A 12358-nucleotide genomic window follows, 5' to 3' on the forward strand; every position below is an offset into this window, starting at 1 on the left:
TATGGACGGCGGCAGTCTGCCAGCCGTCACATCAACGTCTGGATCAAAAGATCGCAGCCTCGTTTCACTCGACAGCTCCTACAACCGCTTTAATGAACGCCTGAATCTTTGCGTGATCCTTGATCCCTTTGCTCGCTTCTACCCCTCCACTGACGTCCACGGCATAAGGCCGAACCCGTGCAATCGCCTCGGCGACGTTATCGGCGTTCAGGCCGCCGGCGAGGATAATCGGTTTGCTCAACCCTTGCGGTATCAGTGACCAGTCGAAAGCTTCGCCAGTTCCGCCCGGCACGCCTTCAACATAAGCATCCAGCAGAATGCCGCTGGCGCTTGGAAAGGTATCGCACGCCGCCGCAATGTCATCCCCGGCCTTGACCCGCAGGGCCTTGATGTATGGCCGATGCCAGCCTTCGCACTCGGCGGCGCTTTCATCACCGTGAAATTGCAACAGGTCCAGCGGCACGGCGTCGAGGATTTCGCCCAACTCACAGCGACTGGCATTGACGAACAAACCCACGGTGGTCACGAAGGGCGGCAAGGCCTGAATGATTGCCCTCGCCTGCTGAAACGTCACCGCCCGCGGGCTTTTGGCGTAAAACACAAAACCAATGGCATCGGCCCCCGCCTCGACCGCCGCCAACGCATCCTCTATGCGGGTAATCCCGCAAATCTTGCTGCGAACGGCTGACATGTCAATAGAACCTCAAGGCAAATCCGGGGAAGTGCCGGATGGTAACAAAAGCGTTCGAAGGCGTCAGCCGTCAAGTTCCGTGAAACCGGTCAGGAAGTGTGGGCCGATGTAACGCTCGGGCAATTCGAACTCATCGCGGTACTCGACCTGCACCAGATACAGGCCGAACGGATGCGCCGTCACCCCGCCAGAACGGCGAATGCGACTTTCCAGCACTTCTTTCATCCACTCCACCGGACGCTCGCCGGCGCCGATAGTCATCAACACACCCGCAATGTTGCGCACCATATGGTGCAGGAACGCGCTGGCGCGGATGTCCAGTACGATCATCTTGCCGTGGCGCGTGACGCGCAGGTGATGCAGCTCCTTGATTGGCGATTTGGCCTGGCATTGGCCGGCGCGGAAAGCGCTGAAGTCGTGGGTGCCGACCAGGTACTGGGCAGCCTCGGCCATGCGCTCGACGTCCAGCGGCCGGTGGTTCCAGGTGATTTCTTCGTTCAGGTGCGCGGGACGGATCTGATCGTTGTAGATCACGTAGCGATAACGCCGCGCAATGGCCTTGAACCGCGCATGAAAATGCGCCGGCATGACCTTGGCCCAACTGACGCTCACGTCGTGGGGCAAGTTGATATTGGCACCCATGACCCAGGCTTTCATCGAACGCTCGACCTGCGTGTCGAAATGCACCACCTGTCCGCAAGCATGCACGCCGGCGTCAGTGCGCCCGGCGCAGAGCAGCGACACAGGTGAGTCGGCGACTTTGGACAGAGCCTTTTCCAGGGTTTCCTGGACCGTGAGCACGCCGGAGGCCTGGCGCTGCCAGCCGCGATAACGCGAACCTTTGTATTCAACGCCCAACGCGATCCGGAAAAAGCCGTCGGCCGCCTGTTCGGCGGCCGGGTTATCTATATTTGCCAAGGAGTGACAGCCTGCTGATGTACGCAAAGGCGGGCATTATAAGGCCGCCGGACGGGGATGCCAGTGGTGGTTGGTTGAAGATCAAAAGATCGCAGCCTTCGTCAGCTCCTACCGAGATCGGCGTAGGAGCTGCCGAAGGCTGCGATCTTTTGATCTTCAACCAAACACCATCGCATCCCCACACAAACAAAAACGGCAGCCTTGATGGGCTGCCGTTTTGTTTACGCCGTGTCGATGACTCAAGCCAGACGCGAAAGCATTTCCCTGGCTTCGCTCTTCTGGCCGGCATCGCCTTCAGACACCACCTCATTGAGGATATCCCGAGCGCCATCGTTATCGCCCATGTCGATGTAGGCCTGGGCCAGATCGAGTTTTGTAGCGACTTCGTCAGTGCCGGAAAGGAAATCGAATTCCGGTTCGTCGCCCGCGGAGGCCAAAGCGTCTTCCGCGGTGAAGGTCGGCTCGCCAATGCTGGAAGACAACTTTTCAAGCTCGGCGTTGACATCATGCAGCTCAGCAGCGAAGGCGTCCGGCGCGTCGAGAGTGTCCATGTCGTCGGCCAGCGACAGGTCGAAGTCGCCCGGCAGGTCCAGATCGTCCGGCACTGCAGGGACAACTGGCGCTTTAGCGGCAGGCGTGTCCTTGAGGTCATCATCCAGGTTCAGCAGGAAATCGTCTTCGGCCAAGGTCGCTAGAGAGGCATCGCCACCGAGGTCCATATCCAGATCGAAGTCCGACAGGTCATCAAGGTTTTCCTTGATTTCGGTGTGCTGCTGCAACACCGACTCGAAGCTCAAATCGTCGTCTTGCGGGAAGTCGCCCAGCTCGGCAGCCGTTTCTGGCTCGGGTTCCGGCGCAACCACCGCAGGCGAGGCGACTTCCAGATCATCCAGACTCAGATCAAAGGCGCTGTCAAAATCGTCGTCGGCCAAGGCCGGTTCCGGCGCTTGCGGCTCGTCCAGCAACAAGTCCTTAACGTATTGCGCGTCCAGTTCGGCCGCGACGGCGGCGGCAGCGATGCCACCGGCAGCCACGAGAACCATGGCCGGGAAGCGGCTTTTCAGCTGTTCGACTTGAGCATAGTTGTCACCATTGGCGACCAATTGGCGCTCCTGGGCGACGAACGCATCGCGATCGCCCTGCTGACCGTAGACTTCCATCAGTTTCAGGCGCAGATCACTGCGTTGCGGCTCTTGCTTGATGCCTTCCTCAAGCAACGCCGCCGCCTGATTCAATCGACCGGCGGCAATGTGCGACTGAGCCTTGCCCAGTACGCCATCATCACGCTCGGCAGCAGGCGATACCAATGGCGCGGCAATCGGCGGCGTAACCACGACCGGTGCAATCACCGGAGCGCGTACGGGGGCGGGCGCTGGCGCGGGTGTCGGCACGGGCGTTGGTGTCGGTGCGGTCGCGAGTTTCACGCTCGGCGGTGGAACTTCCAGACCTTCGAAGCTGCTCTCCGGCAGGTCCTGCTCAACGGAAAACTCCTGCTCCTCAGACAAAGCCCGGGCCATGCGCAGATGCTTCTCGGCTTCTTGCTGGGCTTTGCGGCGACGGGCCAGCAACAGCAACAACAGCAACAGAATCACCGCACCGCCACCCGCCAGCCCCAGCAGGTACGGATTGGTCAGCAGGTCGTTGTATTGTTGCTCGTCGGACGCAACCGGTGCCGGTTCGATTGGCTTCTCGACCGGCGCTGGCGTGGCCTCAGGCGCAGTTGCGGCAGCGGCTGGCGTTGCCGGGGCAACCTCTGCAGGCGTTGTCGCAGGGCCGGCCACCAGTTCGGCCGATATCGGCGCCGGTGGCTGGGCAGTCGCAGCGGGTGCAGTGGCGCTCCCTTCTGCCTGCAACTTGGCCAATTGATTGTTCTTCAGTTCGATCAGACGTTGCAGCTTGTCCATCTGACTTTGCAGATCGGTCATGCGGCTTTTCAGTTCGGCATTGTCACGACGGGTCGTGTCGAGGCTTTCCTTGGTGACGGCCAGCTTGCTGCTCAGGTTCTTGGCATCGCCTGCGGCGCCCTTGCCAGAGCCCTTGCCAGTGCCGGCAGAGACCAGGCTCAGCGTGTCCTTGGCTGTTTTCGAAGAAGGGCCTTCACCGCGCGCGCGCTTGGTGGCGTCGAGTTGCTGCTGGCCGGTGCCAGGCTTCGCGACGTAACGACGCCCCTGACGCCACGCCGTATTCTGCGCGGCCACTTCAGCGATGGCTTTGGGTTGCGGCAGGCTGGTGCTCTGTGTCTGATCCGGTAGGCGCAGCACCTGACCGGTTTTCAGCCGGTTGATGTTGCCGCCGATAAAGGCATCCGGGTTCAGTGCCTGAATGGCCAGCATGGTTTGTTGAACCGAGCCACCATTGCGCACCTTCGCGGCGATTTCCCACAGGGTATCGCGCGGCGCCGTGGTGTGTTGGGTCGGTTGGGTCGCACCGGTGACTGGCGCCGTGACGGTTTGAGTCGGCGCAGGTTGCGCGGCCGCATCTACGGTTTGCGGCGAGAATTTGGACGGATCAAGCAGCACGCTGTAATCGCGCAGCAGGCGACCGTTGGGCCACATCACCTGAACCAGGAATTTCACCATCGGCTCGGAGAGGGGTTTGCTGGACGTCACACGCAGGATGCTTTTGCCGCTGGCGTTGAGCACCGGCGTAAAGGTCAGGTCATTGAGAAACGCCTGGCGATCGACACCGGCCTTGGCGAAATCATCGGGCGAAGCCAGGCTCGGCACCACTTCGGCAGCGGTGAGGTCCTTGACGTCGAGCAACTCGATTTCCGCCACCAGAGGCTGGTTCAGCGTCGACTTCAGGGTCAGTTCCCCGAGCCCGAGTGCATGCGCCATACCGGAGGACAGCGCCGAGGCGGCCGCAATTGCTAACACCAGTTTGCGAACTTGAACCATAGCCTCATCCTTTGTTTGAACATTCCTCGGCCAGCGAGAAGGAGTTGATAGCCGCTGCCGTAAGGCATTGCGCGCGGCGGCGAAGGGTCGTCACGCGCGATCATTTCATTCATGCCACGCGAAGCCACCAGGATGGCTCGCCTTCAGCAATCCGGCGGAGCATAGCGCTCGGCTAGATCCATAAGACAAATTGTTGCCAAGTATCTTTTACACAAGGTCTTTTATCAACAATTCAGCCACCTGCACAGCATTGAGCGCCGCGCCCTTGCGTACGTTATCTGACGTCAGCCACAAATTAAGTTCCGACAGGTCGTCGATACCCTGGCGAACCCGACCGACGTACACCACATCCTGCCCTACCGCGTCGCCTACCGCCGTCGGGTAATCGCCGGCTTCCACCAGCTCGATACCCGGTGCGTCCTCCAGGGCCGCGTTGACTTTCGCCAGGTCGACATCGCGCGCTGATTGCAAGGTCACGCTAAAGCTATCGCCAAAAAACACCGGGGCTTGAATGCAAGTCACGGAAATCTTTAATGAAGGCAACGCCATGACCTGACGCAGCTCGCGCACCAGGCGTTTTTCCAACAGCGTATGGCCTTGGTCATCAGGTTTGCCGACTTGCGCCAGCAGGTTGAAGGCCATCTGCCGATCGAAAAAAGTCGGCTCCAGTGGACGCACGTTCAGCAGCTCGGCGGTTTGCCGCGCCAGTTCGGTCACGGCTTCGCGCCCCTGGGCAGAGACCGCCAGACTGGCGGTCAAGTTGATGCGCTGCAGGTCGAGCAAACCGAGCAACGGCGCCAGCACCACCGCCAGTGTGGTGGCCGACGGGCTTGGGCTGCTGACCTGAAAAGGCTTTTTCAGACCGGCCAACACCTGCGCATTGGCTTCAGGTACCACTTGCGGTGCTTGATCGGCCGGCAAGGCGCCAGACAGATCGATCAGCGAGCATCCGGCCGCCGTGGCACGCGAGGCAAAACTCAGGGTCACCGCCGGGCCGGCCGCAAAGAAAACCAGCTGGACTTTGCTGAAATCGAACTCATCGACTTCCCGCACACGCACGTTCTTGCCGCGAAACGGTACCGAATGCCCGGCCGATTCGCTGCTGGCCAGCAGGTGCAGGTTGGCGACCGGGAAGTTGCGCTCTTCAAGAATCTGCACGAGCGTTTCGCCGACAGTACCGGTGGCGCCGATCACGGCAATATCAAAGGACTGGCTCATGGTTCTACCTCTGGCGAAACGGGGGGAGCGGCACTTTACCGGGTGGTGGGCATGCAGGCAATTCTGCCGGGGATATGTGCTGCCCATACCGGCCCCTTCGCGGGCAAGCCCGCTCCCACAGGTTTCATGGTGTACCCAAACCTTGTGCTCGACACCGAATACTGTGGGAGCGGGCTTGCCCGCGAAGGGGCCGGTATGGGCAACCGATCAAAATCAGGTTGCCAGAATAAAAAAACCCGCACCTCTTTCAAGGCGCGGGTTTTTTCATTGCATCAATCGATCAACGCTCAAGCAGAATCCGCAGCATGCGACGCAGCGGTTCGGCCGCGCCCCACAGCAGTTGATCGCCGACGGTGAACGCACCGACGTACTGCGTGCCCATATTCAGCTTGCGCAAACGGCCAACCGGTACGTTCAGGGTGCCGGTGACTTTCGTCGGGCTCAGTTCCTGAATGCTGACTTCACGCTGGTTCGGCACCAGTTTGACCCAAGGGTTGTGCTGGCTGATCAGCCCTTCGATATCGGCGATCGGCACGTCTTTATTCAGTTTGATGGTCAGCGCCTGGCTGTGGCAGCGCATCGCGCCGATGCGCACGCAAATACCATCGACCGGGATCGGGCTCTTGAAACGACCGAGGATCTTGTTGGTCTCGGCCTGGGCTTTCCACTCTTCACGGCTTTGACCGTTCGGCAGTTCCTTGTCGATCCACGGGATCAGGCTGCCAGCCAGCGGTACGCCGAAGTTTTCGGTCGGGTACGCGTCGCTGCGCATGGCTTCGGCGACACGGCGGTCGATGTCGAGGATGGCGCTGGCCGGGTCGGCCAGTTGATCCGCGACAGCCGCGTGGGTCGCGCCCATCTGCTTGATCAGTTCACGCATGTTCTGCGCGCCGGCACCGGAAGCTGCCTGATACGTCATGGCGCTCATCCACTCCACCAGACCGGCTTCAAACAGACCGCCCAGGCCCATCAGCATCAGGCTGACGGTGCAGTTGCCGCCGATGTAGTTCTTGGTGCCCGCGTCGAGCTGCTGGTCGATGACCTTGCGGTTCACCGGATCCAGCACGATCACCGCGTCATCCTGCATGCGCAGGCTGGAAGCGGCGTCGATCCAGTAACCCTGCCAGCCGGCTTCGCGCAGCTTCGGGAAGACTTCGCTGGTGTAGTCGCCACCCTGGCAGGTCAGAATCACGTCGAGGGTTTTCAGCTCTTCAATGCTGTAAGCGTCCTTGAGCGGAGCAATGTCCTTGCCCACGGACGGGCCTTGGCCACCGACATTGGAAGTGGTGAAAAACACCGGCTCGATAAGATCGAAATCCTGCTCTTCCAGCATCCGCTGCATGAGCACGGAACCGACCATACCGCGCCAACCGATCAGACCTACACGTTTCATCGCAACTACACCTTCTTGAAAAGTGGGCCGCTGCCTTCGAAGTTGAAAGTGGCAGCGGGCCCGAGAGATTACAGATTCCGCAGCGCGGCGACTACTGCGTCACCCATTTCCTGCGTACCGACTTTAGTGCAACCGGCCGACCAGATGTCACCCGTGCGCAGGCCCTGATCCAGCACCAGGCTCACGGCTTTCTCGATCGCATCCGCCGCATCCTGCAGATTGAAGCTGTAACGCAACATCATCGACACCGACAAAATGGTCGCCAGCGGGTTGGCAATGCCTTTGCCCGCGATGTCCGGCGCCGAACCGTGGCACGGCTCGTACATGCCTTTGTTGTTGGTATCCAGGGATGCCGACGGCAGCATGCCGATGGAACCGGTGAGCATCGACGCCTGGTCGGAAAGAATGTCACCAAACATGTTGTCGGTCACGATCACGTCGAACTGCTTCGGTGCGCGCACCAGTTGCATCGCGGCGTTGTCGACGTACATGTGGCTCAGTTCGACTTCCGGGTAATCCTTGGCCACTTCCTCGACGATTTCACGCCACAGCTGGCTGGACGCCAGGACGTTGGCCTTGTCCACCGAGCACAGCTTCTTGCCACGCACCATCGCCATGTCGAAACCGACACGGGCGATGCGGCGGATTTCGCTTTCGCTGTACGGCAGGGTGTCGTAGGACTGACGCTCGCCGTTTTCCAGGGTGCGGGTGCCGCGTGGCGCGCCGAAGTAAATGCCGCCGGTCAGTTCGCGAACGATCAGAATGTCCAGGCCGGCAACGATTTCCGGTTTCAGGCTCGAAGCCTCGGCCAGTTGCGGGTACAGGATCGCCGGACGCAGGTTGCCGAACAGGCCCAGTTGCGCACGAATCTTCAGCAGACCGCGCTCAGGGCGAATGTCACGCTCGATGGCGTCCCATTTCGGGCCGCCCACGGCGCCCAGCAGCACAGCGTCGGCTGCGCGGGCACGGTCCAGGGTTTCGTCAGCCAGTGGCACGCCGTGCTTGTCGATGGCTGCGCCGCCGATGACGTCGTGGCTCAGTTCAAAACCCAGGCTGTACTTATCGCTGGCCAGCTCCAGCACCTTGACCGCTTCGGCCATGATTTCCGGGCCAATACCGTCACCTGGGAGAATCAGAATCTGCTTGCTCATGCTTTCCTCATGTCATCAGTCGGTGCGCCCGTGAGCACACCCGGAAAAATTCTATCGTTCAGCGCTTATCGTTCAGCCATCAGCACCAGCACATCTGTACTGAATGAACCATCGGCCTCAATCTCAAAATAGTCACGTACTTCATTGCCCATCGACTGCTGCAACTCGAGGATTGCCGCGCGCATCACCTGGGGTGTGCGCATGCGCTCGACCCAGGAGTTGTACTCCAGACGCAGCCGTTGACGCGTGGTGCTGCGCGTGTGCAACCCCGCTTCGCTGACCTGACGCAACCACTCGCCGGCGGAATAATCGCGCACATGGCTGGTGTCGCGCAGCACCTCGACGCTTTGCAGGTAAGTGTCGAACAACGGACTGCCCGGTGACAACACGTCAATGAACGCCGCCACGCCGCCCGGTTTCAGCACCCGACGAACTTCGCGCAGGGCCAGGCCGAGATCGCTCCAATGGTGCGCCGAATAACGGCTAAAGACGAAATCGAACTCGCCATCGGCAAATGGCAGGCGCTCGGCGGCACCGAGTACGGTGGACACATTGCTTAAGCCACGATCCACAGCGGCACCGGCGACCACGTCAAGCATCTGCTGGGACAGGTCGTAAGCCACGACTTCCTTGACCAGCGAGGCCACGTGAAAACTCACATGACCGGCGCCGCACCCCAGGTCCAGCACTCGGGCATCGCCCTGCCCTGCCAGTTCGGCTTGTAGCAGCGCAAATTCGGTGCCTTGAGCGTGAACGGCGCTGCTCAGGTAGGCCGCGGCCTGTTCACCGAATTGCTTTTGGACTACCTGGCTGTGCTGGGGGGTGCTGGTCATGGGACTTCCTTTTTGGGGGTGAGTCTTGCGGTGTTTATTCGGGCCTCTTCGCGAGCAGGCTCGCTCCCACAGGGGATCGCATTTCAAATGTGGGAGCGAGCCTGCTCGCGAAGGCGTCATCAGCCTTACGCAGAATTATGCGTCGCGAAACAACCACGGCTGGCTCGCGCGATGCTTGGCCTCAAACGTCGCAATCGCCTCGTGGTCCTGCAAGGTCAGGCCAATATCGTCCAGACCGTTGAGCAGGCAATGCTTGCGGAACGCGTCGATTTCGAAGCTCAACACCTTGCCATCCGGACTGGTCACGGTCTGGGCTTGCAGATCGACCTGCAACTGATAGCCAGGCGTAGCTTCAACCTGCTGGAACAACTCATCCACTTCAGCGTCGCTCAAGATGATCGGCAGCAAGCCGTTCTTGAAGCTGTTGTTGAAGAAGATGTCGGCGTAGCTCGGCGCGATGATGCTGCGGAAACCATATTCTTCAAGCGCCCATGGCGCGTGCTCGCGGCTGGAGCCGCAACCGAAGTTTTCACGGGCCAACAATACGCTGGCACCTTGGTAACGCTCCGCGTTAAGGACGAAATCCTTGTTCAGCGGACGCTTGGAATTGTCCTGGTACGGCTGCCCCACATCCAGATAGCGCCATTCATCGAACAGGTTCGGGCCAAAACCCGTGCGCTTGATCGATTTCAAGAATTGCTTCGGGATGATCTGGTCGGTGTCGACGTTGGCACGATCCAAAGGCGCGACAAGACCAGTGTGCTGGGTAAAAGCTTTCATGCTGCGCTCCTTTAGATCAATTCACGGACGTCGACGAAACGACCGTTCACAGCGGCGGCGGCGGCCATGGCCGGACTGACGAGGTGGGTACGGCCACCGGCGCCCTGACGGCCTTCGAAGTTACGGTTGGAGGTCGATGCACAATGCTCGCCCGACTCCAAACGGTCCGGGTTCATCGCCAGGCACATTGAGCAACCGGGTTCACGCCATTCGAAACCGGCGTCGAGGAAAATCTTGTCCAGGCCTTCGGATTCCGCCTGAGCCTTCACCAGACCCGAACCCGGCACCACGATGGCCTGCTTGATGGTCGATGCCACTTTGCGGCCCTTGGCGATGACAGCTGCAGCGCGCAGGTCTTCGATCCGCGAGTTGGTGCAGGAACCGATGAACACGCGGTCCAGCTGAATGTCGGTGATCGCCTGATTGGCGGTCAAACCCATGTACTTCAAGGCGCGTTCGATGGAGCCGCGTTTAACCAGGTCCATCTCCTGAGCCGGATCCGGCACGTTCTGGTCGACAGCCAACACCATCTCCGGTGACGTGCCCCAGCTGACTTGCGGTTTGATCTGGGTCGCGTCGAGTTCGACGATGGTGTCGAATTTGGCGTCCTTATCGGTCACCAGGTCTTTCCAGGCTTCGACGGCCAAGTCCCATTCCGCGCCCTTCGGAGCAAATGGACGACCCTTCACGTAGGCCACGGTTTTTTCGTCTGCAGCCACCAGGCCTACGCGAGCGCCAGCCTCGATGGACATGTTGCAGATGGTCATGCGGCCTTCAACGGACAAATCGCGAATCGCGCTACCGGCGAATTCGATGGCATGACCGTTACCGCCGGCGGTGCCGATTTTGCCGATGACCGCGAGGACGATGTCCTTGGCGGTCACGCCGAACGGCAGTTTGCCTTCGACGGAGACCAACATATTCTTCATTTTCTTGGCAACCAGGCACTGAGTGGCGAGCACGTGCTCGACCTCGGAAGTGCCGATACCGTGAGCCAGAGCACCGAACGCGCCGTGGGTCGAGGTATGGGAGTCGCCGCAGACCACGGTCATGCCCGGCAAAGTCGCGCCCTGCTCCGGGCCGATGACGTGAACGATGCCTTGACGCACATCATTCATCTTGAATTCGACAATGCCATATTCATCGCAGTTATCGTCGAGGGTCTGAACCTGCAAACGCGAGACCTCGTCGGCAATGGCTGCGATGCCGCCCTTGCGTTCCGGGGTAGTCGGTACGTTGTGGTCCGGGGTTGCGATGTTGGCATCGATGCGCCAAGGCTTGCGCCCTGCCAGGCGCAAGCCTTCAAAGGCTTGCGGCGAAGTCACTTCGTGGATGATGTGACGATCGATGTAGATCAGCGCAGAGCCATCGTCGCGCTGTTTAACCAAATGCGAATCCCAGAGCTTGTCGTAGAGCGTTTTGCCGGCCATCAGACGGTTTCCTCATCAGCTTGTTTCTATGCCCCGGGTTTTGGAAATTCAATAACCCCTTGGCTTGTGAGGTCGATCCTAGGGGGTTACATTAAATAACTCAAATTCATATTTTTCATGCTTTGGATAACCAACTGGAATACAACAATGGACCTGGCCAACCTCAACGCTTTTATCGCGATTGCCGAGACCGGGAGCTTTTCCGGCGCGGGCGAACGGCTGCACCTGACCCAGCCCGCGATCAGTAAACGTATCGCCGGGCTCGAGCAGCAATTGAAGGTGCGACTGTTTGACCGATTGGGCCGCGAAGTGAGCCTGACAGAGGCTGGCCGCGCCTTGCTGCCGCGGGCCTATCAGATTCTGAATGTGCTGGATGACACCCGTCGGGCCCTGACCAATCTCACCGGCGAAGTGACTGGCCGCCTGACCCTGGCCACCAGTCACCACATCGGCCTGCATCGCTTGCCGCCCTTATTACGGGAGTTCACCCGACGTTACCCACAGGTAGCGCTGGATATTCAGTTCCTCGATTCGGAAGTGGCCTACGAAGAAATCCTCCATGGCCGCGCCGAACTGGCGGTGATTACCCTGGCGCCGGAGCCCCATACGCTGGTCAAGGCCACGCCGGTGTGGGACGACCCGCTGGACTTCGTGGTCGCCCCCGAGCATTCGCTGATCAGCAACGGTGCGGTCAGCCTGGCAGATATCGCCCTGCACCCGGCAGTGTTCCCCGGCGGCAACACCTTCACTCATCACATCGTCCAGCGCCTGTTCGAGGCTCAGGGCCTGACGCCGAACATCGCCATGAGTACGAATTATTTGGAAACCATCAAAATGATGGTCTCGATCGGCCTGGCCTGGAGCGTCTTGCCGCGCACCATGCTTGACGATCAGGTTGCGCGAATACCTTTGCCGGGCATACAACTCACTCGCCAGCTAGGCTATATCCTGCACACAGAACGGACACTGTCGAACGCGGCACGGGCCTTTATGGCCCTGCTGGATGCACAAATCGATCTGCCAGGGAAACAAGGCTAAGGTGTGCTA

General features: G+C 60.1%; 10 protein-coding genes. 1 reads left to right on the forward strand and 9 read right to left on the reverse strand.

Annotation, left to right across the window (positions count from 1 at the left end; translation table 11 throughout):
* Positions 1-64: 64 nt before the first annotated feature.
* The 9 genes from JFU37_RS03700 to leuC form a co-directional block, all read right to left on the reverse strand.
* A complete protein-coding gene (locus tag JFU37_RS03700) occupies positions 65-691 on the reverse strand; it encodes a phosphoribosylanthranilate isomerase (RefSeq protein ID WP_201113006.1) in 627 nt (208 codons plus the stop codon).
* Positions 692-754: 63 nt separating this feature from the next.
* Complete coding sequence (gene truA, locus JFU37_RS03705; protein WP_201113008.1) at positions 755-1609, reverse strand: tRNA pseudouridine(38-40) synthase TruA; 855 nt, start codon at positions 1607-1609, stop codon at positions 755-757.
* A 239-nt stretch (positions 1610-1848) separates the two neighbouring features.
* Entirely contained in the window at positions 1849-4506 is a 2658-nt protein-coding gene (locus tag JFU37_RS03710) for a FimV family protein (protein WP_201113010.1), read from the reverse strand.
* A 207-nt stretch (positions 4507-4713) separates the two neighbouring features.
* Positions 4714-5724, reverse strand: a complete 1011-nt coding sequence (locus JFU37_RS03715; RefSeq protein WP_201113011.1) for an aspartate-semialdehyde dehydrogenase — start codon at positions 5722-5724, stop codon at positions 4714-4716.
* Between the two features lie 280 nt (positions 5725-6004).
* Entirely contained in the window at positions 6005-7117 is a 1113-nt protein-coding gene (gene asd / locus JFU37_RS03720; protein ID WP_201113013.1) for an aspartate-semialdehyde dehydrogenase, read from the reverse strand.
* A gap of 68 nt (positions 7118-7185) precedes the next feature.
* Positions 7186-8268 carry a 3-isopropylmalate dehydrogenase gene (gene leuB / locus JFU37_RS03725; RefSeq protein ID WP_201113015.1) on the reverse strand — a complete coding sequence of 361 codons (1083 nt, stop codon included), beginning with the start codon at positions 8266-8268 and terminating at the stop codon, positions 7186-7188.
* A gap of 65 nt (positions 8269-8333) precedes the next feature.
* Positions 8334-9101: a class I SAM-dependent methyltransferase gene (locus tag JFU37_RS03730; RefSeq protein WP_201113017.1), complete on the reverse strand. Its 768-nt coding sequence runs from the start codon at positions 9099-9101 to the stop codon at positions 8334-8336.
* 135 nt (positions 9102-9236) lie between these two features.
* Entirely contained in the window at positions 9237-9881 is a 645-nt protein-coding gene (leuD, locus tag JFU37_RS03735; RefSeq protein WP_201113019.1) for a 3-isopropylmalate dehydratase small subunit, read from the reverse strand.
* An 11-nt stretch (positions 9882-9892) separates the two neighbouring features.
* On the reverse strand, positions 9893-11311 hold the full coding sequence (gene leuC / locus JFU37_RS03740; protein ID WP_201113021.1) for a 3-isopropylmalate dehydratase large subunit: 1419 nt from the start codon (positions 11309-11311) through the stop codon (positions 9893-9895).
* A 147-nt stretch (positions 11312-11458) separates the two neighbouring features.
* On the opposite strand from leuC, the gene JFU37_RS03745 reads away from it, so the two are divergent.
* Positions 11459-12349 carry a LysR family transcriptional regulator gene (locus JFU37_RS03745; protein WP_201113023.1) on the forward strand — a complete coding sequence of 297 codons (891 nt, stop codon included), beginning with the start codon at positions 11459-11461 and terminating at the stop codon, positions 12347-12349.
* The last annotated feature ends 9 nt before the right edge of the window (positions 12350-12358 follow it).

This window comes from Pseudomonas sp. TH41 (assembly GCF_016650695.1).
Classification (GTDB): Bacteria; Pseudomonadota; Gammaproteobacteria; order Pseudomonadales; family Pseudomonadaceae; genus Aquipseudomonas.

Excerpts from the sequence above, each read along its gene's own strand:
- JFU37_RS03700 (WP_201113006.1), bottom strand. The coding sequence starts at position 691 with ATGTCAGCCGTTCGCAGCAAGATTTGCGGGATTACCCGCATAGAGGAT.
- JFU37_RS03710 (WP_201113010.1), bottom strand. The coding sequence starts at position 4,506 with ATGGTTCAAGTTCGCAAACTGGTGTTAGCAATTGCGGCCGCCTCGGCG.
- JFU37_RS03715 (WP_201113011.1), bottom strand. The coding sequence starts at position 5,724 with ATGAGCCAGTCCTTTGATATTGCCGTGATCGGCGCCACCGGTACTGTC.
- asd (WP_201113013.1), bottom strand. The coding sequence starts at position 7,117 with ATGAAACGTGTAGGTCTGATCGGTTGGCGCGGTATGGTCGGTTCCGTG.
- leuB (WP_201113015.1), bottom strand. The coding sequence starts at position 8,268 with ATGAGCAAGCAGATTCTGATTCTCCCAGGTGACGGTATTGGCCCGGAA.
- JFU37_RS03730 (WP_201113017.1), bottom strand. The coding sequence starts at position 9,101 with ATGACCAGCACCCCCCAGCACAGCCAGGTAGTCCAAAAGCAATTCGGT.
- leuD (WP_201113019.1), bottom strand. The coding sequence starts at position 9,881 with ATGAAAGCTTTTACCCAGCACACTGGTCTTGTCGCGCCTTTGGATCGT.
- leuC (WP_201113021.1), bottom strand. The coding sequence starts at position 11,311 with ATGGCCGGCAAAACGCTCTACGACAAGCTCTGGGATTCGCATTTGGTT.
- JFU37_RS03745 (WP_201113023.1), top strand. The coding sequence starts at position 11,459 with ATGGACCTGGCCAACCTCAACGCTTTTATCGCGATTGCCGAGACCGGG.